This window comes from Larkinella arboricola, assembly GCF_003259745.1.
In the GTDB taxonomy this organism is placed as follows: Bacteria; Bacteroidota; Bacteroidia; order Cytophagales; family Spirosomataceae; genus Larkinella; species Larkinella arboricola.
On record NZ_QLMC01000007.1, the window covers coordinates 93,497 to 116,689 of the forward strand.

Consider the following 23,193-nt stretch of genomic DNA (forward strand, 5'->3'; position numbering starts at 1 on the left):
GACACCAACTACATAGAGAATGATGAATTACGCGATAATAGCCGCCGGAGAGGGGTCGCGTTTAGCTCAGGAAGGCTTTACGCTACCCAAACCGATGGTTAGCCTGCACGGCGAACGATTGATTGACCGGCTGATCGGCATTTTTAGTCAAAACCGTCCGGCGTCCATTCGGGTCATTATCAACGAACAGTCGGCCCCGCTGGAAGACCATCTGTCGGCCCTGCGCAGAACGTTTCCCGTCGATCTGGTCCGGAAGTCCACACCGAGTTCGCTGCACAGTTTCCACGAACTGCTCAAAACCGCCCCGGATGTAGACGCCTTGTGTCTGGCAACAACCGATACGGTATTTAAGGCGGATGAATTTGGGGCCTTCATCACCGAATTTGAGCGCCAGCCGGAGCTTGATGGGCTAATGGCCGTGACCACGTTTGTCGATGACGAAAGCCCGCTGTTTATTTCGGCCGGCCCGGATCGCACCATCACGGCTTTTACCGACCAGAAAACCGACCAAACGGCTTTTGTGTCCGGCGGTATCTACTGCCTGCGCCGAAAAGCCCTGGATGCGGTGGCCGAAGTGATCCAGAGCGGAACCAGCCGGATGCGGAATTACCAGCGGTATTTGCTCGAAAGCGGCTTAACGATCAAGGCTTTTCCGTTTTCTAAAATTGTGGATGTCGATCATGTGCAGGACATCCGGACGGCGGAGCTTTTCTTAAGCGAGGTCAACTAATTAATCACTGATTACCAGCTAACACATTGAAATTACTTGGAGTATATAGAAATCAGAAGTTTTCACCGAATCACATTGGAAATGATGATGCCATTTTTTCGTTGACCGCTCAGGCGCTCGAAAAACTGGGAAACCAGATTCGCATTTGTAGTGAAGACGAATTTTTAAAACTGGAAACCATTCCGGAACCGTACATTTTTACGATGGCCCGGCAAAAGGCCGTGGTGCAGAAATTGCAGGCCGTCGAAAACGCTGGAACGGTGGTGGTCAATTCCGGATTTGGCATTGAAAACTGTTTCCGCATTAACATGCATAACGCCCTGGAAGAGAATAATATCCCGGTGCCGCGTAGCCTGGTGGTGCCCACCACACCAACAGATGACGACTGGCTTGAGCAGTGGCCCGACAAAGGTTTCTGGATCAAACGGGGCGATTTTCACGCCATTCACCGCGAGGACGTGACATTTGTGCGGAGCCGTCAGGAGGGACGCGAAATGTTGCGGGAATACGCCCGGCGCGACATTCCTGATGTCCTGATTTCCGAGCATCTGGCCGGTGATCTGGTTAAGTTCTACGGCGTGCGCGGAACGGATTTCTTCTTCTGGTTTTACCCCTACGAACATAATCATCACAAGTACGTTGAGTATGAGGCTATAAACGGAAAGTCGCACCACCACGCGTTCGACGAAGCGGAATTGCAACGGGTGGCGACGGCTTCGGCAAAGGCGGTGGGCGTCGATATTTACGGCGGTGATGCCATCGTGACGAAAGACGGTTCTTTTTACATCATTGACCTGAACGACTGGCCGAGTTTTGCGCCCTGCCGCCAGGAAGCCGCCGACGCGATAGCCGCCTTATTGTATCAGAAATTTACCCAACCTGTGTTATGAATACGTTGAGCAAGAAGCCTGCGGAACCGGATACCGTGGAGCCTGCGAATAGCGCGTTCCAGAACTCCCTGAAGTCGTCCGATACCGAGGAACAAATCGATATCTGGTTTTACCGCCCCATTGGGTACCAGATCGCCCGGTTTTGTGCCTGGGTCGGCATCACCCCGAACCCCGTAACCATCGTCAGCATCTTTTTCGGGGTGGCCGCCGGTATTCTCTTTTACAGTCAGTCGCTGACGATCAACGTGATCGGAATGCTCCTGCTGGTGTTTGCCAATTCGCTGGATAGTGCCGACGGGCAGCTCGCCCGGATGACCAACAACAAAAGCCGTCTGGGCCGGATTCTGGACGGGGTAGCCGGTGATTTCTGGTTTATTTCCATCCACGTGGCCATCTGTCTGCGGAGCATGAACGAAGGCTGGTCGGCGCTGATCTGGGTGCCGGGGGTGCTGGCGGGGTTGTCGCACGTGGTGCAGTCGGCTATGGCGGATTATTACCGGAATGTTCACCTGTTTTTCATCAAAGGAACGTCGGGCAGTGAACTGGACAACAGCCGCGATTTGCAGAAGGACTTTGATCGGCTTTCGTGGAGTAGGGACTTCGGAATGAAACTATTTGCGCGTACCTACCTCAATTATACCAAGTTACAGGAACGGCTTTCGCCCAATCTGCAAAAACTGCTGGCCGTCATTCGGCAGCGGTTTCCGAACGGTTTGCCGCCTAAGCTGGTGACCGACTTCCGGGCGCAGAACAAGCCGCTGATGAAGTACACGAACATTGTCCAGTTCAACACGCGGGTGCTGTTTCTGTTTCTCTGGCTGTTCATCGACCAGGCCTGGATTTATTTCCTCTTCGACATTTTTGTGCTGAACCCCATTCTGATTTACATGTGTGTGAAGCAGGAAGCCGTCAGCCGTCATTTTTACCAGCAGCTACAAACGTCCCGTGAGAATGAGTACAAAGCTCTATAAAGCCTTATTTTTTGCCATCGGGGTCGTTACGCTGGTCTACATGATGTATGTCATGGGGTTTGCGGCCATCTGGCTCAACATCACCAAAACCGGCATCTGGTTTTTGCCGGTGGTCGGTAGCTGGCTTGTCATCTACGTACTGAATGCGCTGGCCTTCCATGCTGTTATTCAGGAACCGCAATTACCCGAAACCAACCTGCCGTTCGGTCAGGTGCTGCGCATCACCATTGCCGGGTATGCCATCAATTACATCACGCCGTTTGTGGCGCTGGGGGGCGAACCCTACCGGATTATGGAATTAAAACCCGCGCTGGGCGTTCGGAAAGCCAGCTCGTCGGTGATTCTGTACAGCCTGATGCATATGTTTTCGCACATTATTTTCTGGCTGGTATCCATCGTGCTGATCGTTGCGTTTCTGCCGCTGACCGACCTGATGTTGTGGGGCTGCGGCATCCTGCTGACCGTCGGTCTGGCGCTGGGCTACTGGTTTATCCGGGTCTATAAAAAAGGATTTACCGTCAGCACGGTTCGTTTGCTCCAAAAATTGCCGCTGGTTGGAAAAAAAGCGCGGGCGTTGGCTCAGGACAAAGCGGAAACGCTGCTGGAAATCGACCACCAGATCCGGATTCTGTACGCCGACCGCAAACCACGCTTTTACGCGTCGCTGCTGCTGGAGTTTGTAGGCCGGGTAGTGGGCTGTCTGGAGATTTATTTTATTGCCCGGGCGCTGAACCTGAATATGTCGGTGGTGGAGTCGCTGATTGTCAGTTCGGGCTCGTCGCTGTTTGCCAACCTGATTTTCTTTTTTCCGATGCAGCTCGGCACGCGCGAAGGCGGTCTGGCGCTGGCCTTGCGGTGGATCGGTTTTCCGGCTGCGAGTGGTGTTTTTATGGGCGTAATCATGCGCATCCGGGAATTTGTCTGGATTCTGATCGGACTGGCCCTGCTGCGGGTGGCGCGTCCCAAACCCGTACCCCAGCCCGCCGAACTGATTACAAACGAATAACCCACTGGAAACCATGATACAAGGACTTTTATTTGATTACGGCGGCACCATCGACACCAACGGCCTGCATTGGGGCGGGGTGTTATGGGCGCGGTATCAGAAATACAGCGTGCCGGTCGATCAGGCCATATTTAATAAAGCCTATGCGTTCGGAGAGCGGGCGCTGGCGATTAACCCCCTTGTGAAACCAAACCATACGTTTTACGAGGTGTTGCGGCTAAAGATTGACCAACAGTTCCAGTTTCTGACCGAAGCCGGTTTTGCACTCGATCAAAGCGCGGTTGAAGCCATCGCGGCCGATTGTAACGCGTTTGCCCGGCAAACCGTGGCGGAAGCTAAACCCATTTTACTGGAACTGGCTAAACAGTATCCGCTGGTGATGGTTTCTAATTTTTACGGGAATCTAAACACGGTTCTGGACGATTTCGGTATTCGGTCCCTTTTCCAGACCGTGATCGAATCCGCTGTCGTTGGCGTCCGCAAACCCGATCCGGCCATTTACCAGCTTGGAGTGGATTACCTGCAACTCCCCGCCGGAAATACGGTGGTGATTGGCGACTCCTATACGAAAGACATTCAACCGGCCCACCAGCTTGGTTGCCGCACCGTCTGGCTCAACGTAGCCGGTTGGGAAGATACTCCCCGGACTGGAGAGTCCCGGACTGGAGAATCCGTTCAGGGAGTGGATGCCGAGATTACCGATTTTGCCCAACTGCCGGAGCAACTGACTCGCTTGTCGGGAAAGGCGGCTCAGACGGTTTCTGATTACCAGTAAGTTATTGCATTGTGCGACACTAACCTTAAAGATCATGTACGATATCTGCACGATTGGACATATTACCCTCGACAAAGTGGTTACCGGCCAATCGGTTAACTACATGCCCGGCGGAACCTCTTTTTATTTTTCCAAGGCGCTCCGGCAGTTCGATGTTGCCTACAAGCTGGTAACGGCGCTGGCTGATAAGGAAAGCCACATTGTAGACGGTATTCGCCAGGACGGTATTGACGTCAGCGCGTTGCCCAGCCAATACACGGTATTTTTCGAAAATATCTACAGCCTCGATCAGGATTACCGGGAGCAGAACGTACACCATCAGGCGGATTCGTTTGACGTGAACGGGATGCCCGCCATCGACGCAAAAATCTACCATCTGGGTCCCCTGCTTTCGGACGACATTTCGGTGGACCTGCTGAAAGCACTGGCGCAGAAGGGGCTGGTTTCGCTGGATATTCAGGGCTATCTGCGGTATGTGAGCAATAAAAAAGTCCTGTACCGCGACTGGGTTGACAAGCAGGAAGCCCTGCCGCACGTAGCCATTCTGAAGGCCAACGAGCACGAAATGGAAGTGATTACCGGCCGCGAAGACCCCCACGAAGGCGCGAAATACCTGGCCGATCTGGGCGTTCGGGAAGTGATCATTACACTGGGCAGCAAAGGGTCGATTGTTTACACCGGCGGTGAATTTCACTCCATTCCGGCTTTCGAACCCTCGGCGGTGGTCGATGCGACCGGTTGCGGGGACACCTACATGGCGGGTTACCTGTGGAAAAAGGTAAAAGGAGCCTCCGTACAGGAATCCGGCGAATTTGGTGCCGCGATGGCAACGCTCAAAATCGAATCATCCGGGCCGTTTTCCGGAACGGCGGAGACGGTGGAAGACGTGTTAAAAAACCGTCGGGTCGGCAAATTCAGAAACAAAAAACCGTCAACGGTGTCTTCTTTTTAATCGAAAAAACACGATAAAATCAACGAACGATGAAAAACGCGGGTATTCTTTTTCTGGTAGTGACTTTCTGGCTGGTTCTATTAAACGGCACTCGTGCCATTGCTCAGAAAGATGAACCCCGCCCGCGTACCCCGCTGATGAGCCCGGAAGCGTTTCCTGTACCGAAGAAAACGCCCGGTCTTATGTTTTACATCCAGCGTGATCCGAATACCAATACCATTTGCTATGAATTGAATCTGGATAAAGGAGGTAAACTTGAAAAGAACAATCCGATTCATGGATATTGGATCCGGTATCCCGAGGGAGGTCACCGGAAAGATCTGAACTTTATCCAGCGGAAGTTTGCCTACGGTATTAATTCTAAATCCATCGGAAACGATGCCTATGAATTGCGTTCGGTCGCGTACAATAAAATCCCGTTGTATCTCCGGAAAGATTCAGACAATCAATATCATGTTTATGTCGATATTGATAAAAAGGAATGCATTTTAAACCGTATTTTTATTCGCATTGACGGCGGAACCTTCTGGCACCCCAACGTCCTTTATATTGAGCTGAGGGGCACAAATCCCGATACGGGAAAAACCGTCACGCAGCGTATTAAACCTTCCTGATATGGCCAAAAATTATGTCTCTAATTCCCAGGAATCGATTCGGATGTTTAAAAGCGATTTTCTGGAAGTGTTTTCAAAAGTCCATTTCTGGGTTCCTCTGGTCATTTATATTCCGCTGATTTTCTTTTTAATTTACCAGGGGCTCTTCGTGGCCGGGCTGACTATCTGGCAGTTTCTTGGGCTTTTTGCGGCTGGTCTTTTCATCTGGACGCTGACCGAATATGTGCTGCACCGGTTTGTTTTTCATTATGAACCGCAAAACGAAATCGGCAGGCGGCTGCACTTTATTTTTCACGGTGTTCATCACGATTATCCGAACGACGCCAAACGGTTGGTGATGCCGCCGTCGGCCAGTATTCCGCTGGCGGCCCTGTTTTATTTTTTGTTTGACTGGCTGCTTCCGGCAACCTATAACTACGGTTTTTTTACGGGCTTTATCAGTGGTTATCTGGTGTATGATATGACGCATTATGCCATTCACCATTACAACTTTAAAAGCTCGTTTATGAAGAACGTTAAAAAGCACCATATGCTGCACCATTACTCCGATCCGGAGCACGGCTACGGCGTTAGCTCGGACCTCTGGGACCGCGTTTTTCAATCCGGTTTTAAGAAATAAACGGTTTGACCGGAGGGTTTATCCACAAGGCCAGACGATGGAATATACGTACCTGGGAGATCGCATGACCGATTCCCAATTAAAGGGAAAAGGGTGCGATGCCGTCCGGCGCGCTGATGGCCGATGCATTCGGGGCAAAACCGGGAGTATGCTGGTCCGGTTTGAAAACGGCGCTCTGCATGTGGTCATTGGGCGGTTGTTGAGGAAAGTCAGAAAAGCGATGGATTAATCCATGTTACCTACCTATTTAAAAACGGCTCAGCCCACGCTTTCAAGCGTGGGCTGAGCCGTTTTTGGCCCTACCGATTCAGACAATTAATTGATTGGAATTGAAATAATAGAAGTAAATAAAAAAAATATACCATTTTGTTTTTTGTTTAATCGATTAAACATACATTTGGCACAGCCGCTTCCTCTATTATGAATAAAAAGAAAGTTTCCCTGAAGGATATTGCCGAAAAGGCGCAGGTTTCAACTGCGCTGGTTTCGTACGTGTTGAACGGGAAAGAGAAGGAAAGCCGGGTGGGGCACGAGATTGCGGCTAAAATCAAGGCGATTGCAAGGGAGTTTAATTACGAGCCGAATTACCTGGCAAAAAGTTTACGCAGTGGCAAAACGCAGACCATCGGGCTGATTATTGCCGACATCTCGAATCCGTTCTTTGCCAACATTGCCCGGATTGTGGAAGATGAAGCTAAAAAATACGGCTATACGGTCATCATCGGGAGTTCCGACGAGCAGGCCGAGAAATCCTGGGATTTGATCAATGTACTGCTGAACCGGCAGGTGGACGGTTTTATCATCGTCTCCTCCGAAAACACGGAAGAACAGATTCAGTACCTGATCGACAAAAACGTGGCTTTCGTCTTGCTGGACCGTCATTTTCCCGACCTGCCGACCGATTTTGTTTCCCTGGATAGCCACAAAGCTGCTTTTGATGCCGGGGCGCACCTGATTGAGCAGGGCTACCGAAACATCGGATTGATTGCGTACAAATCCCGGCTTTTTCACATGAAGGAGCGGATTCGGGGCTACCGGGATTCGTTGGAAGTGGGCCAGATTGCATTTCAGCCGGAGTGGCTGAAAGAAGTGGCTTTCCATACCGTTGAGGAGGAAATCAAAGCGGGCATCGACGATATGCTGGCTTCCGATCACAAAGTCGATGCCTTGATTTTTGCGACCTACCGGCTGGCAATTGCTGGGTTGAAATACATTAATTCGTTGGGGTTGAAGGTTCCGGATGATCTGGCCATTGTCAGTTTCGGGCAGGCCGAAGCCTTTGATCTTTACTATTGCCCGATCACCTACGTGCTGCAACCTATGGAGGAACTGGGCAAAACGGCGGTTGAAATTCTCGTCAGCAAACTAAAAAATTCGAATGCGGAGCAGCAGCAAATATTGATGCAGGCTCAGGTCATGGTACGCGATTCCTCCCGACTCAAAGTGCCGGTTGCCTGATTGCCTTTCATTTTATAGTCGTGCTTAATCGTTTAAACTCGTATTCCTTACGCTTGCCTTATGCTACGAAGAAACTTCCTGAAATCAGCCGTGCTGGGTTCCGGCGCTTTATTAACCGGTTTTCCATTGTTAAGCGAAGCCGCTGTTCCTAAACTTAAAATTACCAAAATCCGGTATTATGCGGCTCCGGGTTACAACAAGCCGTTGTTCAACCAGGCGCGCGGCATTGTCGAAATCGAAACCGACGGCGGTATCATCGGCATTGGCGAAGGTGGTTCCAAAGACATGATTGAACAATGCGCCCAGATGATGATTGGCGAGAATCCGTTCCGCATCGAGCACATCTGGCAGAACCTGTACCGGGGTATGTTCTACCCGCCGGGCCGCGAAAAACTGCACGCGCAGGGGGCGCTCGACATGGCGCTTTGGGACATTAAAGGCAAGGCGCTGGGCGTTCCGGTGTATGAATTACTGGGGGGCGCCACCCGCGATTATGTGGAATGCTATGCCACCGGCTTCCGGGCGTCGAAAGCCAAAACCGAGGAAGAACGCGCTCAGGATTGCCTGAAAGCCGGGTTGCGGTCGTACCGCATTGGGCCCACCGGCGGCAATGGCGATCAGCCGTTTGATTTTTACCAGAACGCCAGGAAAACCATTGAGTTCTGCAAACGTATCGATGCCGCTGTAGGGGGGAGTGGCAACTGGGCCATTGACCTGCACACCCGCTTCGACACCACCGAAGGCGTTAAAATCTGCAAGGCGCTCGAATCGCTCGAACCGTATTTTGTCGAAGACATCATTCGGTCGGAAAATCCGGATGTGTATAAAACCGTGCGACAGATGACCACCGTGCCGATTGCGGTGGGCGAGCAGTTTGGCGACCGCTGGGACAGCAATAACTTTATCGAACAGCACCTGATCGACTACACCCGGTTTACGCTCCCCAATACCGGCGGTATTTCGGAATTCAAAAAGCTGGCTTCAATGTGCGAAACCCATTACGTGGGCATGATACCGCACTTTACCGGTCCGCTGGCAACGGCGACGCTGGTGCACGTTCTGGGCTCCAGCAGCCCGGCCCGCGCGTTGATGGAACTGGGTGGGGGCGAACCCGAACGGCCACCCTACTTCAACGACGACTTTATACGGTTTAACAACGGCAAGCTCTACCTGAATCCCGAACCTGGTCTCGGGGTGAAATTCGATCCGAAGAAGGCGACATTTGTGATGGAAATTGCGTCCAACACCAAGTTTCCGCATCCGATTCTGAAAGCCCCCGACGGCTCCATCCACAACTGGTAAAAGTAGGAGTTAGGAGTGATGAATGAAGAGTTAAAAGACGCGCTAGCCCACTCTTAACTCTTCATTCATCACTCCTAACTCATCATTCATTTCACCAATTATTCCTAAACATAACCATGAAAAAACCTGTAAAACTCTTAGTTCTGCTCCTGTTGCTGGGGCAGGGTTACGGCTTTGCCCAGACCAGCCGGGTGACCGGTAATGTAACGGGTTCGGATGGAAAACCGCTGCCCGGTGTGAACGTGCTCATCAGTGGCTCATCGCAGGGAACGGTGGCCGACGCCGATGGCAATTATGCGCTTAATGCCCCGGCCAATGCTTCCCTTGTGTTCTCGTATATCAGTTACGTGAGCCAGACGGTTCCGGTCAATGGCCGGTCGGTGATCAACGTTCAGTTGGTGGAGGATACCAAGAGTCTGAATGAAGTGGTGGTGACGGCGCTCGGGATCAAGCGGGAATCGAAAACGCTGGGGTATGCCACAGCCACCGTCAATGCCGACCAGATTTCGACCAACCGCAGTCCGAACCTGATGACGAGTTTGCAGGGGAAAATGGCGGGAGTAAACATCTCCACCATGTCGACCGGACCGGGCGGCAGTTCCAAAATCCGGATTCGGGGGCAGTCGTCGTTTAGTGGGCAGAATAACCCGCTGATCGTGATTAATGGCGTACCGGTCGACAACTCGAACTACGCCATCGGTGGGAACTACGGCAACCGGTCGGCCAACAACTCCGACGGGGGCGACGGTCTTTCGAGCATCAACCCCGACGACATCGAGACGATGACGGTATTGAAAGGAGCCACGGCGGCCGCTCTTTACGGTTCGCGGGCCAAAGACGGTGTGGTGATGATTACGACCAAAAGCCGGGGCGCGGGCAAAGGGTTCGGGGTGGAATACAATGCCAATTTTACCACCGAAACTCCGCTGGATTTCACGGATTTTCAGTACGAATACGGTCAGGGCGAGGGCGGTGTGCGGCCCACCACGCCGTATCCGACCTCGGGGGTCTGGAGTTTTGGCGAAAAGTTTCAACCCGGTATGACGCAGGTGCTGTTCGACGGAGATGTTTACCCCTACGAACCGGTGCGTAACCGAATCCGGAAGTTCTATAACATCGGCACCAATTTTACGAATACCGTGACGGTTTCCAACAACGGTGAGAACGGCGGTTTCAGCCTGTCCTTCGCCAATACCGACAACAAGGCCATCACGCCCAACTCGGATTTTAACCGTAAAACCATCAACCTGGGCTTTTCGCAGAACATCAACAAAAACCTGGTGGCCTCCGGAAATATCAATTACTCGAACGAGTACAACCGCAACCCGACGCAGCTCAACACCCAGGATTTTGCCATTCCGACGGTTATTATGACCTTGGCCAACTCCATGCCGCTCGAAGCGCTGAAAGAACACCCGGTGATGCCCAACGGCGATGAATTTGTGTTTTCCCGGTTTCTGGTGCGCAATAACCCGTATTACTCCGCCTATTATCACTTTGAAAACATCAAGCGCGACCGGCTTTTTGGCAATGTCGCGCTGAAGTATCAGTTTACCAAATGGCTCTATTTGCAGGGACGACTCGCGCAGGATTTGTACACCCGGAATCAGGACTACAACATTCCGAACGGGTATGCGCCCATTGCCAAAGCCCCCGCCGGTTACGTCAACGGTTCGTACACGCAGGATGTGCGCAAGTTTGTCGAACGGAACTACGACTTTATTCTGGGCGGCAATCACACCTTCGGCAACCTTGGCGTGGATGTGACGCTGGGCGGTAACCAGCGGTTTGTCCGGATGGATTACAACAGCGTAACGGTGCAGGATTTTGTGCAGCCCGGTTTGTATACCGTCATGAACGGCCGGGTGAAAAACCCGTTGTACAGCCTGTCGGAGCGGAAAATTAACTCGCTATACGCGGCTGCCACCCTTTCGTACAAGGAGTTTCTGTACCTGAATGCCACGGCCCGCAACGACTGGTTCTCGACGCTCTCGCCCGAAAACCGCAGCATTCTTTACCCGTCGGTAACCGGAAGTTTCGTGTTCTCGCAGGCCTTCAGCAACCTGCCCACCTGGCTGACGTTCGGGAAACTGCGGGCGGCTTACGCCGAGGTGGGCGACGACAACGTGAGCCCGTATTCCAACGCCCTGTTTTACGCCGTCAACAACAACAATTTCCCGACTCCTTCGGGCCAGCTCGTGCCGGTGGGCGGTATCAACGCGTCGTCGGTGCCCAACCGAAACCTACGCCCCCTGCGGGTGTCGGAAGCCGAGGTGGGAGCGGAGTTGAAATTCTTCAATAACCGGCTGGGACTGGATTTCACGTATTACCGCAAGATCACGAAAGACCAGATTCTGGCGACCCAGATTTCGGATGCATCGTCGTACACCAACAAGCTCATTAACGTCGGCAAGAGCATGAACAAAGGCGTTGAGGTGCTGCTGACCGGAACGCCTATCCAGACCTCGGCTTTTCAGTGGGATGTGAGCGCCAACCTGGCCTACAACACCTCGGAGGTCCTGACGCTGGGCCTGTCGCCGGCCGATACCATGATTACTGTCGGCGGTTCGGGCGGCAGTACGCTCCGGCAGGTGGTGGGCAAACCGATTGGGCAACTGTTTACGTTCAACTACCTCCGCGATGAGCAGGGGCGGCAGGTGTTCGACAAAGGCAGCGGGCGGCCCCTGCGCAACAACACGCCGGTCAATGTCGGGAACGCCCTGCCGAAATACTTTGGCGGGATTACGAACAGCTTCTCTTACAAGGGCATTATGCTCACAACGCTGATTGACTTCAAGTTAGGCTTTAAAATGATTGGCGGGCAGAACATGAATTACCTGCGGCACGGTTTGCACAAGAAAACGCTGGTGGGCCGGGAGCAGGGGTACGTCATCGGCGAGGGTGTGAACCCCGACGGCGAAATCAACACCACCCGCTCACCAATTCAGCCGTTCTACGAAACGCCCAACGTGCTCGGCATTTACGAGGACTTTATCTACAACGCCGGGTTCTGGAAGCTGCGGCAGATTACGATTGGCTACGATTTTACGAAGCTGCTGCCCCAGAAATTTTTCATCAAGGGACTTCGGCTGAACGCCGTGGCCAACAACGTGGCGGTGCTGAAAAAATGGACCGAAAACATGGACCCCGAAATGGTCAACAACGCGTCGGACAACGCAACGGGGCTGGATTTCTGGCCGAGTTTGCCGCCCACGCGGAGCATGGGTTTCAACCTGAACATCAAGTTTTAAGCCGTTGAACAAAAGACAACTTTCGCCATGAAAACGAAAACCAACTACCTGTTCGGCCTGCTGACCGCGCTTTGTCTGCTCTCCGGCTGTGACGATAATTTCGACGAGATCAATACCAATAAAGTCGACCCGACCACGCTGGCACCGTCGTTTGTGATGAACAAAGCGATCATCGACGCGACCTACCTCGACGGTTTTGGAACGCTGCAAATGCTGTGTTACGAGTTTGGCATTGTGCAGCAGATTATTACGCCCTACGGCAGTTCGCTGGCTGGGGCCAATTACAACCAGAACAACGTGAGCAACACCCCGCTCGTCTGGCAGAATTTCTATCGGAACGTGCTGAAACAGATCGTGGATGTGGTGGAAAAAACCAAAGACGACCCCAACCGCACCAACCTGTACCACATGGCCCGCATCTGGAAAGCCTATTCGTTCATGATTCTGACGGATACCTACGGCGATATTCCGTATACGGAAGCCGCCAAAGGGTACATCAGCGAAATTACGTCGCCGAAATACGACAGCCAGGAGTTTATTTACCGGGATATTCTGAAAGAACTGGACGAAGCCTCGGCGGGGCTGGATGCCGCCAAAGCCGTCGAATCGACTGATATTTTGTACGGTGGCAATGTCGTGAAATGGAAGCGGTTTGGCTATTCGCTGATGCTGCGGGCGGGAATGCGTTTGGTCAAAGTAGACCCCACGACGGCCCGAAATTACGTAACGAAAGCCGTAACCGGGGGCGTGATGCAGTCCAACGACGACAACGCGGTGATGCGGCATACGGCTTTGTATAACAACTGGATTGCCAACCACTTGCAGGCCCGTGAGAAAACCAATTTTTATCTGGCGGCTCCTTTTGTAAACTATTTGAAAACCAACAACGACCCGCGTTTGGGATCGATTGCCGTGCGGTATGTGGGGGCCAAAGGTGGGCCGGAACAGGTAGATACCCGGGCGTCGAGCGACCCGAAAGTACAGGTTGGGATGCCGATGGGCTACGACAACGTGACGATTTCGACCCCGGCGGTTCTGGCGCAGTATGGGGTGGCTAGTCTGTGGGATTTTTCGCAGGTCAACCTGAAAACCGTGCTAAAGCTCGATGCGCCGGAATTTCACGTCACCTATTCCCAAACCCAGTTGCTGTTGGCCGAAGCCGCTCAGCGGGGCTGGATTACGGGTAGTGCCGCCGATTATTACACGAAAGGCGTCCGGGCCAACATGGAGCAAATGGCCACTTTCGACCCGGCTGCTGCTATTCCTGAAGCCGCTATCCAAGCGTATCTGACGGCCCACCCGTTCGATCCGGCCAGGGCGCTGGAGCAGATCAACACGCAATATTGGGTGGCTTCCTTCCTGAACGGCCCCGAACTGTTTGCCAACTTCCGCCGGAGCGGTTTTCCGGCCCTGGCGAAAAATCCGTATCCGGCTTCGGAGATTACCGAGGACTTTATCCGCCGGATGCCGTACCCGGACAGCGAAACCGTGGTCAATCAGCAGAATGTCAACGAAGCCATCGCCCGGCAGGGGCCTAATACACTGAGCACCCGCGTCTGGTGGGATAAGAAATGAATTTAAGCTATTACACAGAGTTTATCAGAGAACATCAGAGTAACGCAGAGCAACCCTGATTACCTCCGATCTCCTCTGATAAACTCTGTGTAATTATTCCCATAAATTTAAACCCTTTCTAATACATGGCATCATCAAGACTAACCCGCCGTTCCGCCATTCAATCCGTTCTGGGCGTGGCCGGTGCCGGACTCATGGCCTTACCCGAAACTTCGTACGCCCATAACCCCGGCCAGTTCCGCGATTATGGCAAAGTGAAAATTACCAAACTGGAAACCTTTCTGGTCAAACCCCGCTGGATTTTCCTCAAAATACACACCGATGTAGGCATTGTGGGCCTGGGCGAACCGCTGCTCGAAGGCCGGGCCTTAACCATCCAGACCGCTATCAAAGAGGTGGAGCCGTACCTGATCGGCAAAGATCCCCGGGCCATTGTCCACCACTGGCAGGCCATTTACCGGCACGCCTTTTACCGGGGCGGCCCGATTCTGACGAGTGCCCTGAGCGGCATCGACCACGCCTTGTGGGACATCAAAGGCAAATTGCTCAACGTTCCGGTGTACGAACTGCTGGGCGGCCCCACCCGCGACCGGGTCCGGATTTATGGGCGGGCCAGCAATGCCGAGGATATTAAGAAGCGGAAGGCCGAAGGCTATACCGTGATCAAAACCGGTGTTGCCAAAAAAAATCCGGCCAACATTGTCGAAAATCCGAAATTCATTCAGTACGCTATTGATAACTTTGCCTCGCTGCGGGAAGCGGGTGGCCCGGACATGGACATTGCCATCGACTTCCACGGGGCAATTCCTCCGCAAACGTCCAAGCTGCTGATCAAGGAGCTGGAACCGTATAAACCGATGTTTGTCGAGGAACCGGTGCAGGCCCAGAACGTGGATGTGCTGGTGGATATTGCCCGCGGAACCCACCTGCCGATTGCGACCGGGGAGCGGATTTTTACCAAATGGGGCTTTCGCGAAATCTTGGAAAAACGGGCTGCCAGCATCATCCAGCCGGACCTCTGCCACGCGGGCGGTATCACCGAGGGCCGCATCATCGCGGGCATGGCCGAAGCCTATTACGTGCCCATTGCCCCGCACAACCCGATGGGGCCGATTTCGCTGGCCGTGGGGCTGCACCTGGCCGCCAGTGTGCCCAATTTTCTGGTGCAGGAACAGGTGTCGCTGGGTGAAGGCTACCTCAAAAAACCGTTTAAGCTGGAGAAGGATGGCACGGTCTTGGTTCCGACAGGACCGGGGCTGGGCATTGAACTGGACGACGCGCAGATGAAGGATAAAATCGGTCACGACTGGAAAAATCCGGAAAGCTATAACGCGCTGGATGGCTCGGTGGTCGACTGGTAATGAATCATACGGTTGCCGTTTTCGGTTTACGGGATTCGTGGCTGCCCGTTGACAGGGCAACCCGGCATCCCGTAAACTGAAAAACCGAAGCTAATAAACAACTATTTAAATGATTACTTATTTACTATGCTGCGACTGGGGTACGTCCTCGTTTCGGCTACGGCTGATCGATAGCGCGACGTATCAACTGATAGAGGAACTGATTGGGCAGCAGGGGGTTGCCGCCGTTTTTGATGCCTGGAAGAATGCCGGTGAGAAGAATGGTATTTCGAGGGAGCAGTTTTTTCGGGAAAATCTGAAGCGGCAAATCGAGGTTCTGGCCAATAAAACGGCCCTCAATCTGGACCAGATTCCGGTGGCGGTGTCGGGCATGGCTTCTTCCTCCATCGGGATGGAAGAAATACCGTATGGAACCCTGCCGTTTGCGATGGATGGCAGCCAGGCCAGCGTCCGGCACATTGAAGCCGACGAAACGTTTCCCCACGAACTGATTCTGATTTCGGGGGTAAAAAGTCAGGAAGATGTCATGCGCGGGGAAGAAACGCAGTTGATCGGGCTGACGGCTTTGCTTGATCGGGAAGGCCAGCGGCCCAGCGATGCCATTTTTATTTTTCCCGGAACACATTCCAAGCATATGTACGTACAGGGTGGGCAACTACTCAATTTTGAAACCTACATGACCGGCGAGGTTTTCAACTTGATGGCCACCAGCAGCATTCTGAAAGATTCCGTGGAGTTAAACCGTTTGGACGATTTCTCGGCGGGCAATCTGGCGGCTTTTCGGGCGGGGGTTCAGCAGGCCGAGCCGTCGCTTCTCAATCGCCTGTTTACAGTCCGGACCAACCAGTTATTCGGGAAAATAAACAAGCAGCAGAACGCTTTTTATCTGAGTGGTTTGCTGATTGGGGCCGAATTAAAACCACTGCGGGAAAAACAAAACTGGCAGTTGGTGTTGTGTAGCGGCACGAATTTGTTTTCTTTTTATCAACAGGCAATCAACGATTTGAATCTGGCGGATCGGACAACGGTTATTCCGGCGGAAGTTGTCGATCAGGCTGCGATAGTGGGTCAGGTTATCGTTTTTCAGAATCAGAATTTAAATGTATCCGTCTATCGAAATGAGTCCGATTAAATTTTCGTGGGAGTTATTTACCAAAACACCGATCATCGGGATTGTCCGGAATATGGCGGTGGACGATGTGGTCAAGGTGCTACCGGTTTACCGCGAAGCCGGATTGAGCACAATTGAGATTACCATGAACACGCCCGGTGCCGAAGAACTTATCCGGTATGCCCGCGAACGGGAGCCGGGCGGCTTGAATATTGGCGCCGGAACGGTGTGCACAAAGCGGGATCTGGAACGCGCGCTGTTGGCGGGCGCGCAGTTTATTGTTACGCCCATTCTCGATGAAACCGTCATTAAAACCTGTGTAGAGCGCCAGATTCCCATTTTTCCGGGTGCTTTTACACCATCCGAAATCTACAAAGCCTGGTCGCTCGGGGCGCCGATGATTAAGGTGTTTCCGGCGGCTTCGCTGGGGCCGTCGTACATCAAAGAAGTAAAAGCTCCGCTGAGCCAGATCAAGCTGGTGCCGACGGGTGGAGTGGGTCTCACGAACATGGCCGATTTTTTGAAAGCCGGAGCCGACGGGCTGGGCATTGGCGGGCAGTTGTTTGACCGGAATCTGATTAAAAACCAGGATTGGGACGGTTTAAAAACCCATTTTCAATCGTTTGTAAACGGATTAAAGTCCACCCCGTAATCTTTTAATTCCTGCCAGTTTTCACCTAACCCTTCGCCTTGTGTCTACCTTTAAATTTACCTATTACCGCTGGTTCATTGTCGCACTGGTCTTTATTGCGACGACCATTAATTACCTCGACCGACAGATTATCGGCTTATTAAAACCCATTCTGGAAAAAGAATTTAACTGGAGCGAAACGGATTACGCCCAGATTGTAATGGCCTTCACGGCGGCCTATGCCATTGGTCTGGCCTTGTCGGGCTGGATGATTGACAAAACCGGCACGAAGCTGGGGTACGCCATTACCATTGTGTTCTGGAGTGTGGCCGGAATGCTGCACGCGGTGGCCCGCTCGGCGTCCGGCTTTGCGCTGGCCCGGCTGGGGCTGGGGCTGGGCGAAGCCGGCAACTTTCCGGCGGCCGTTAAAACCGTGGCGGAATGGTTTCCCAAAAAAGAACGGGCCCTGGCCACCGGCCTTTTCAACTCCGGAACCAGCGTCGGCGTTGTGGTGGCGCTGATGCTGGTTCCCTGGATTTTGAGGAATTACGGCTGGCAGGAAGTTTTCTGGATTACCGGCGCGTTGGGGTTTGTCTGGCTTATTTTCTGGCTTATTTTTTACGACATTCCGGCCAAACAAAAGCGGCTTTCGGCCGAAGAATTTGCGCTGATTACCAATGGGCAGGACGAAAGTGAGCGCGAATCCGAACGAATTTCCATCAACTGGTTTAAGCTCTTTACGCTGCCCCAAACCTGGGCCTGCATCACCGGCAAAGCGTTTATCGACCCAATTTTCTGGTTTTTCCTGTTCTGGCTCCCCTCGTATTTTTCAACAACCTACGCGCTCGACTTAAAACAATTTAGCCCGGAGCTGATGATTATTTACACGGCAACGACCGTCGGTAGTATTGGGGGCGGCTATCTATCGTCCATGCTGATCAAACGAGGCTGGCCGACCCTGAAAGCCCGAAAAACCGTCTTGATTGTCTTTGCAATCCTGGAAGTTTCGATTATTCTGGCGCAGTTTGCGACTAATGTCTGGATGGTGGTTGCGCTCATCAGTCTGGCCGTCGCCGTGCATCAGGCGTGGGCTACGAATGTGTTTACGATTGCATCGGATTTATTTCCGAAACAGGTGGTCAGTTCCGTCGTGGGGATTGCGGGCATGGCCGGTGCCGTGGGGGGCATCTTTTTCCCGATGCTCGTCGGGAAATTACTTGATTCCTACAAAGCCGCCGGGAATTTAGCGGGTGGCTACAACCTTCTTTTCACCATTTGCGGATTTACGTACCTGACGGTTTGGGTCATTATTCATTTATTGACCCGAAAGTCGAAAACCGTCGAGCTTCATCAGTTGCTGTAACTCGAGGTACCTGGGATGATTCGGATTTTACTTTCGAATGTCGTATTTCCGGCGGTTTATCTTGAAAATCTGTAAAACTACAGGAATTGTATACATTCGCAGTTGAAATACAAGTCGGAATTAGTCAGGTACCTAAAACTTCGACGCATAACCGCTCCGAATTCAATGACCCGAACCAAAAACAACTTGCTTCGACTGTCTCTGTATGTGCTTTTAATTGCCGGTGTCTGGGCACCGCTAAGTAGCTGGGTTAGCCCGCCAAAAGCCAGCCCGCCCAACGTGGTATTGTTTTTCATCGACGACATGGGCTACGGCGATTTATCCTGCTACGGCGCTGCGGGCTATACGACACCCAACCTCGACCGGATGGCCGCCGAAGGCACCCGATTCACAAGTTTTCTGGCGGCTCAGGCGGTTTGCAGTGCTTCACGGGCGGCTTTGCTGACGGGTTGCTACCCCAACCGAATCGGGATTTCCGGTGCGCTGGGGCCCGGCTCGCCGGTTGGTTTGAATCCCGAAGAAGAAACGATTGCCGAATTACTGAAAGAAAAAGGGTATGCCACCGGCATTTTTGGCAAATGGCATTTGGGAAGTCAGAAAGAATTTCTGCCACTGCAACACGGGTTTGACGAATACTACGGTGTGCCTCATTCACACGATATGTGGCCGCTGCACCCGAACCAGGCCAGAGCGAATTATCCGCCCCTGCATCTGATCGAAGGCAACACACCCGGCAAAGAAGTCAAAACGCTGGAAGATGCCAGTGAGCTGACGCCGGGCATTACGGAAAGGGCCGTCGGTTTTATTCGCAAACACAAAAAACAGCCGTTCTTTCTGTATGTGCCGCACCCCCTGCCGCACGTTCCGCTGGCGGCTTCGGGCCGGTTTCGGGGCAAGAGTTCGGCGGGGCTGCTGGGCGATGTCATGATGGAACTGGATTGGTCGGTGGGCCGGATTTTGCAGGAACTCAAGCAGCAGGGACTGGATAAAAATACGATTGTGATTTTCACGAGCGACAACGGACCGTGGCTGAATTACGGCGATCATGCCGGTTCGGCGGGCGGTTTTCGGGAAGGGAAAGGGACCTCGTTTGAGGGCGGCCACCGGGTTCCGTGCATCATTCGCTGGCCGGGCGTGGTTCCGGCGGGGCGGGTCTGCAACAAACTGCTGACTACAATGGAAATCCTGCCAACGGTGGCCAAACTGTGCGGTGCCCGGTTGCCGAAGAAAGCCATCGACGGCGTAGACATGATGGCCCTGCTGAAGGGTGACGATACGGTTACGCCCCGCGACCATTTCTATTACTACTACCGCCAGAACAGCCTGGAAGCCGTTCGGAAAGGCGACTGGAAGCTGGTTTTTGCGCATCCGGGCCGTACGTACGAAGGGTTTCTGCCGGGCAAAGGCGGCCAACCGGGTCCGAATACCGAGAACCACGAGTTTCCGATGGCCCTGTACAACCTCCGGCGTGATCCCGGCGAACGGTATGACGTGCGTGAGCAGAATCCGGATATCGTGGCGGCTCTTGAAAAACTAGCCGATGAAGCACGCGCCGATTTGGGCGATGATTTGCAGAAACGGCAGGGAAAGAACGTGCGACTGGCGGGGCGGGTTGAAAAATAAAGAAGTAAACAGCACAAAAGCCCGTGGCAGTCTGCTACGGGCTTTTATATTGCACCAGAGAATGGATTAATTTCTGGTAGGCATTTTTGAAATTAAAACGGATTCTGTAACACAAAACCGTTCCAGTCCAGTGCGGATTGGTAGACGTATTCCCGCCAGTTGCCGATGAGTCCGTCGCGGATGCGGATGCTGACCATACCGTGTACCGTTGAGCCATAGGTGAGCGAGAATTCGCCGGAACCGGTTTGTGTCTGCTCATCAAACGCCAGGTGGTGCCACACCATCTGCGTAATTTTCGGGCGGCCTTTCCAGCCTCCGAAAAACTCGAAAATCCGGTCGCGGCCCCGGTAAATCTGTTTGTTAGGCGGTTCGGAATAAATGGCGTCCAGCGCAAAACAGTCGGCGGCTTTCCGTCCATTATTCTCGTTTAAACCGTCGGCAATGGTTTGCATCAACCGCGTAAATTCGGCCCGACTGATCGGTTTTTGCCTGGACGATTGCGCCCGTGACTGAATCAGAAGGCCAAAGAAAAAGAAAACCAGCAGGAAGAGTTGTCTCATAGATCAGGAGTAGGTGCGCTCCTTTGCTGCAACGAGCAATGGCCTGGATACATTGTTACCCGGAAGCCTTTTGTTGTAATTTCTCTTACTTAAAAAGGCGGGTGAAACCGGCAGGCTAGGCGCGGGTACGCTCAGAACGGACGGTTTTAGGGGCTTACGGCTTATTTTTTCGGGAAGTTTTGGGCCAGAAAGACGGCATCGGCTTTCGACCAGCCTTGCCGGGCCAGTTGATACTCCCGGTTGGCGGTTGTTTTGTCGCCTTTTCGGTCGGCAATTCGGGCCAGAGCGAAATGCGTGCCCGGATAGGCCGGGTCGTGCTCGGCCAACACGCTGGCCGCTTCTTCCGCAAAGCCGTTTAACTCAAGTTGATAAGCCACCTGCGCAATCATTTCCAGTTGAAACAGGGCCTCAATCCAGGGGTCAGGACCGGTCTGGTCGCGGGCGCTGGTCTGGAACTTGCGAATGTCGGCCAGTCCTTTTTCCCGGCCATTCGGATCGTGAAGGGCAATGAGTGCGGCCAGAAACTTCGGATGCGGGTCGAGCCAGGCATTCAGCCAGTCGGTATGTGCTTCGTTTTTGGCCTGCACCAGTTCCGTTTGCGAAGCTTTCAGCGACGTTCGGGCCGCTTCAAGCTGATTCTTTTTAAGGGCCATCAAGCCCAGCAAGTAATGCCCGATCACGCGCTCGCCCGGCGTTTTTCCCCGGGTCAGTTCGGTGGCGATGGGCGTAGCCTCGGCGTAACGGTTCTGCGAAATCAGCAGCGTGGGGTAACCCATCTTGTTGTAAAATGTACGCTCCTGATTGATAGGTCGTTTGGTTTCAAACCGTTCCTTTACCAGTTTTTCCGCTTCCCCAATCCGGCCCTGGTATTGGTAGCAAAGCGCCAGCAGCGAGATGTTATGGATATGATGCCAGTCGTACATGGCATCGTATTTTTCGCTGCGGTACAAATCCCGTTCGATGGCGTCAGTCTGTTTCATTTCCGCGATGGCCCGATCCACATCCCCCGTCTTCATCAGGTCGTGGGCGTACATATGGAGCGCATGGGCCAGATTAGGAGCCAGCCGGGCGTAGGCTTTGCCGTGTTCGAGGGCCTTGCCGTAATCGCTCATGCCCTCATACGCGTGGATCAGGAAGTGGTGAGCCGATGGATGGTTTGGGGCCATCTGGAGTACTTTTTCGTAAATGGCAATGCTGGCCGTTGAACTGCCCTGTCCGCGTCCGGTCGCAAATTTTTCGTACGAGTTGCCGGATAATAGCCACAATTCCAGGTCGGTCGGGAATTTTTTGACGGCTGCGTTTACTTTGTTGCGGTACTCGTTCAGCAATTTCTGGTTACTGAGCGAATCAACCGCTTTCAACTGCGCAAACCGTAGCTCGATGTGCGCTTTTTCGCGGGCGGATGCGTAGTTTACTAATGATTGGGCGGTTTCGGCGGCCTTCAGGGCGGCTTTGTTGTCTTCCAGTTGGATATACAGGCGGCTCAGGCTAACGTGAGCCATCACGAAGGTGGAATCATATTTCAGCGCTTCATGAAAGGACCGGGCCGCTTCGACCAGCGAATAACCGTGCAGGTAAGCCATGCCCTGCTCGAAATACTGCTGGGCTTTAGGACTTTTAGTAGACGTTGGTGTTGGGAATTGTCCTATGTTGGACCGCAGGGCGACGGTTTGAGTCAGCAACGAACTGGGAATGCCGCCAACGTGCGTAAATCCGCAGATAGGGGCGTAGGGAAGTTCCGGCGCGGCTGGAGCCGGTTCGGTCACGGATTGCTGGTTGATTAAGGTTAGTCTGCCAATCAGCAAGGCCATCAACAGGGTCGGAAGGAGTGTATGGACGTGGATTCGGTTCATAATTGTAGGGAACGGATGGACCAGCGGACGCTCCTGTTGGACTGTAATCCGTCGGATGTCCTCCATGAGGAAAGTCCGTGGGACATAAAGGTAATGATTTATGCTTGAAGCTGTTAACCGTTGCGTAAATCACTTTCCATTGAATCCCATCGACGGCAACCGGCAACTTTTACGCGCCAGACGAGTTATAGAAAGAAAACCACAACCTGTATGGAAAAGATGTTCATTGTACGCGCCGTTGGAGTTGACGAACTCGGCGTTGAAACCCCCACCACCATCCCGATGAAACAGGCCGAAGCACCCGAAGCGGACCTGATTGTAGAGGACCTGGATGCGCAATATCCGCACCTGAAACACCGGGTGGTTGAGATCGAGGAATTGAAAACGCCCGGACAGGTCGAAGACTGGCAGCATTCCTACCTGGGAACGGTCATGGGGACGGATAGCCAGGAGGGTGATCTGGATAAAAAGAACGCATAGTCTGTCACCCATCCGACCGGAAGCCTCACCGTACAAGGGCCAGCGACTCTTCCGGTCGGCTGGATGAC

General features: G+C 53.1%; 21 protein-coding genes. 19 read left to right on the top strand and 2 right to left on the bottom strand.

Annotation, left to right across the window (positions count from 1 at the left end; translation table 11 throughout):
• The first annotated feature begins 19 nt into the window (after positions 1 to 19).
• The 18 genes from LX87_RS24195 (at position 20) to LX87_RS24280 (ending at position 20,232) form a co-directional block, all read left to right on the top strand.
• A complete protein-coding gene (locus LX87_RS24195; RefSeq protein ID WP_229310804.1) occupies positions 20 to 730 on the top strand; it encodes an NTP transferase domain-containing protein in 711 nt (236 codons plus the stop codon).
• 26 nt (positions 731 to 756) lie between these two features.
• Positions 757 to 1,620, top strand: a complete 864-nt coding sequence (locus LX87_RS24200; RefSeq protein ID WP_111630878.1) for an ATP-grasp domain-containing protein — start codon at positions 757 to 759, stop codon at positions 1,618 to 1,620.
• Complete coding sequence (locus LX87_RS24205; RefSeq protein ID WP_111630879.1) at positions 1,617 to 2,591, top strand: CDP-alcohol phosphatidyltransferase family protein; 975 nt, start codon at positions 1,617 to 1,619, stop codon at positions 2,589 to 2,591. The genes LX87_RS24200 and LX87_RS24205 overlap by 4 nt, the downstream gene beginning before the upstream one ends.
• Positions 2,572 to 3,597, top strand: a complete 1,026-nt coding sequence (locus LX87_RS24210) for a lysylphosphatidylglycerol synthase transmembrane domain-containing protein (protein WP_111630880.1) — start codon at positions 2,572 to 2,574, stop codon at positions 3,595 to 3,597. The genes LX87_RS24205 and LX87_RS24210 overlap by 20 nt, the downstream gene beginning before the upstream one ends.
• 13 nt (positions 3,598 to 3,610) lie before the next feature.
• Complete coding sequence (locus tag LX87_RS24215; protein WP_111630881.1) at positions 3,611 to 4,372, top strand: HAD family hydrolase; 762 nt, start codon at positions 3,611 to 3,613, stop codon at positions 4,370 to 4,372.
• A 34-nt stretch (positions 4,373 to 4,406) separates the two neighbouring features.
• On the top strand, positions 4,407 to 5,324 hold the full coding sequence (locus LX87_RS24220) for a PfkB family carbohydrate kinase (protein WP_111630882.1): 918 nt from the start codon (positions 4,407 to 4,409) through the stop codon (positions 5,322 to 5,324).
• 29 nt (positions 5,325 to 5,353) lie between these two features.
• Entirely contained in the window at positions 5,354 to 5,938 is a 585-nt protein-coding gene (locus LX87_RS24225; protein WP_111630883.1) for a DUF4833 domain-containing protein, read from the top strand.
• A 1-nt stretch (position 5,939) separates the two neighbouring features.
• On the top strand, positions 5,940 to 6,557 hold the full coding sequence (locus tag LX87_RS24230) for a sterol desaturase family protein (protein WP_111630884.1): 618 nt from the start codon (positions 5,940 to 5,942) through the stop codon (positions 6,555 to 6,557).
• A gap of 37 nt (positions 6,558 to 6,594) precedes the next feature.
• Entirely contained in the window at positions 6,595 to 6,786 is a 192-nt protein-coding gene (locus LX87_RS24235; protein ID WP_111630885.1) for a hypothetical protein, read from the top strand.
• A gap of 191 nt (positions 6,787 to 6,977) precedes the next feature.
• Entirely contained in the window at positions 6,978 to 8,015 is a 1,038-nt protein-coding gene (locus LX87_RS24240; protein ID WP_111630886.1) for a LacI family DNA-binding transcriptional regulator, read from the top strand.
• Between the two features lie 60 nt (positions 8,016 to 8,075).
• Positions 8,076 to 9,317, top strand: coding sequence for a mandelate racemase/muconate lactonizing enzyme family protein (locus tag LX87_RS24245; protein WP_111630887.1), 1,242 nt, complete (start codon positions 8,076 to 8,078; stop codon positions 9,315 to 9,317).
• Between the two features lie 116 nt (positions 9,318 to 9,433).
• Positions 9,434 to 12,568, top strand: a complete 3,135-nt coding sequence (locus LX87_RS24250; RefSeq protein WP_111630888.1) for a SusC/RagA family TonB-linked outer membrane protein — start codon at positions 9,434 to 9,436, stop codon at positions 12,566 to 12,568.
• A 27-nt stretch (positions 12,569 to 12,595) separates the two neighbouring features.
• Complete coding sequence (locus LX87_RS24255) at positions 12,596 to 14,143, top strand: SusD/RagB family nutrient-binding outer membrane lipoprotein (RefSeq protein ID WP_111630889.1); 1,548 nt, start codon at positions 12,596 to 12,598, stop codon at positions 14,141 to 14,143.
• 125 nt (positions 14,144 to 14,268) lie between these two features.
• Positions 14,269 to 15,504 carry a galactonate dehydratase gene (gene dgoD, locus LX87_RS24260; RefSeq protein ID WP_111630890.1) on the top strand — a complete coding sequence of 412 codons (1,236 nt, stop codon included), beginning with the start codon at positions 14,269 to 14,271 and terminating at the stop codon, positions 15,502 to 15,504.
• 109 nt (positions 15,505 to 15,613) lie between these two features.
• The gene (locus LX87_RS24265) at positions 15,614 to 16,636 is read left to right on the top strand and encodes a 2-dehydro-3-deoxygalactonokinase (RefSeq protein ID WP_111630891.1); all 1,023 of its coding nucleotides are present in this window, start codon (positions 15,614 to 15,616) and stop codon (positions 16,634 to 16,636) included.
• Positions 16,623 to 17,267, top strand: coding sequence for a bifunctional 4-hydroxy-2-oxoglutarate aldolase/2-dehydro-3-deoxy-phosphogluconate aldolase (locus LX87_RS24270; RefSeq protein ID WP_111630892.1), 645 nt, complete (start codon positions 16,623 to 16,625; stop codon positions 17,265 to 17,267). Before LX87_RS24265 ends, LX87_RS24270 begins: the two co-directional genes overlap by 14 nt.
• 40 nt (positions 17,268 to 17,307) lie before the next feature.
• Positions 17,308 to 18,609 carry an MFS transporter gene (locus LX87_RS24275; RefSeq protein ID WP_111630893.1) on the top strand — a complete coding sequence of 434 codons (1,302 nt, stop codon included), beginning with the start codon at positions 17,308 to 17,310 and terminating at the stop codon, positions 18,607 to 18,609.
• Positions 18,610 to 18,774: 165 nt separating this feature from the next.
• Entirely contained in the window at positions 18,775 to 20,232 is a 1,458-nt protein-coding gene (locus LX87_RS24280; protein WP_111630894.1) for a sulfatase family protein, read from the top strand.
• A 92-nt stretch (positions 20,233 to 20,324) separates the two neighbouring features.
• On the opposite strand, the gene LX87_RS24285 is transcribed toward LX87_RS24280, so the two are convergent.
• Together LX87_RS24285 and LX87_RS24290 are read right to left on the bottom strand one after the other, a co-directional pair.
• Positions 20,325 to 20,792 carry a nuclear transport factor 2 family protein gene (locus LX87_RS24285; protein ID WP_111630895.1) on the bottom strand — a complete coding sequence of 156 codons (468 nt, stop codon included), beginning with the start codon at positions 20,790 to 20,792 and terminating at the stop codon, positions 20,325 to 20,327.
• Between the two features lie 161 nt (positions 20,793 to 20,953).
• Entirely contained in the window at positions 20,954 to 22,645 is a 1,692-nt protein-coding gene (locus tag LX87_RS24290; RefSeq protein ID WP_111630896.1) for a tetratricopeptide repeat protein, read from the bottom strand.
• Between the two features lie 210 nt (positions 22,646 to 22,855).
• Here LX87_RS24290 and LX87_RS24295 point away from each other — a divergent pair, with 210 nt between their 5' ends.
• On the top strand, positions 22,856 to 23,125 hold the full coding sequence (locus LX87_RS24295) for a hypothetical protein (protein WP_111630897.1): 270 nt from the start codon (positions 22,856 to 22,858) through the stop codon (positions 23,123 to 23,125).
• Positions 23,126 to 23,193: the final 68 nt, after the last annotated feature.

Bases quoted from the DNA above. Each gene is read 5' to 3' on its own strand.
- LX87_RS24195 (WP_229310804.1), top strand. From the start codon at position 20: ATGATGAATTACGCGATAATAGCCGCCGGAGAGGGGTCGCGTTTAGCT.
- LX87_RS24205 (WP_111630879.1), top strand. From the start codon at position 1,617: ATGAATACGTTGAGCAAGAAGCCTGCGGAACCGGATACCGTGGAGCCT.
- LX87_RS24210 (WP_111630880.1), top strand. From the start codon at position 2,572: ATGAGTACAAAGCTCTATAAAGCCTTATTTTTTGCCATCGGGGTCGTT.
- LX87_RS24215 (WP_111630881.1), top strand. From the start codon at position 3,611: ATGATACAAGGACTTTTATTTGATTACGGCGGCACCATCGACACCAAC.
- LX87_RS24220 (WP_111630882.1), top strand. From the start codon at position 4,407: ATGTACGATATCTGCACGATTGGACATATTACCCTCGACAAAGTGGTT.
- LX87_RS24225 (WP_111630883.1), top strand. From the start codon at position 5,354: ATGAAAAACGCGGGTATTCTTTTTCTGGTAGTGACTTTCTGGCTGGTT.
- LX87_RS24230 (WP_111630884.1), top strand. From the start codon at position 5,940: ATGGCCAAAAATTATGTCTCTAATTCCCAGGAATCGATTCGGATGTTT.
- LX87_RS24235 (WP_111630885.1), top strand. From the start codon at position 6,595: ATGGAATATACGTACCTGGGAGATCGCATGACCGATTCCCAATTAAAG.
- LX87_RS24240 (WP_111630886.1), top strand. From the start codon at position 6,978: ATGAATAAAAAGAAAGTTTCCCTGAAGGATATTGCCGAAAAGGCGCAG.
- LX87_RS24245 (WP_111630887.1), top strand. From the start codon at position 8,076: ATGCTACGAAGAAACTTCCTGAAATCAGCCGTGCTGGGTTCCGGCGCT.
- LX87_RS24250 (WP_111630888.1), top strand. From the start codon at position 9,434: ATGAAAAAACCTGTAAAACTCTTAGTTCTGCTCCTGTTGCTGGGGCAG.
- LX87_RS24255 (WP_111630889.1), top strand. From the start codon at position 12,596: ATGAAAACGAAAACCAACTACCTGTTCGGCCTGCTGACCGCGCTTTGT.
- dgoD (WP_111630890.1), top strand. From the start codon at position 14,269: ATGGCATCATCAAGACTAACCCGCCGTTCCGCCATTCAATCCGTTCTG.
- LX87_RS24265 (WP_111630891.1), top strand. From the start codon at position 15,614: ATGATTACTTATTTACTATGCTGCGACTGGGGTACGTCCTCGTTTCGG.
- LX87_RS24270 (WP_111630892.1), top strand. From the start codon at position 16,623: ATGAGTCCGATTAAATTTTCGTGGGAGTTATTTACCAAAACACCGATC.
- LX87_RS24280 (WP_111630894.1), top strand. From the start codon at position 18,775: ATGACCCGAACCAAAAACAACTTGCTTCGACTGTCTCTGTATGTGCTT.
- LX87_RS24285 (WP_111630895.1), bottom strand. From the start codon at position 20,792: ATGAGACAACTCTTCCTGCTGGTTTTCTTTTTCTTTGGCCTTCTGATT.
- LX87_RS24290 (WP_111630896.1), bottom strand. From the start codon at position 22,645: ATGAACCGAATCCACGTCCATACACTCCTTCCGACCCTGTTGATGGCC.
- LX87_RS24295 (WP_111630897.1), top strand. From the start codon at position 22,856: ATGGAAAAGATGTTCATTGTACGCGCCGTTGGAGTTGACGAACTCGGC.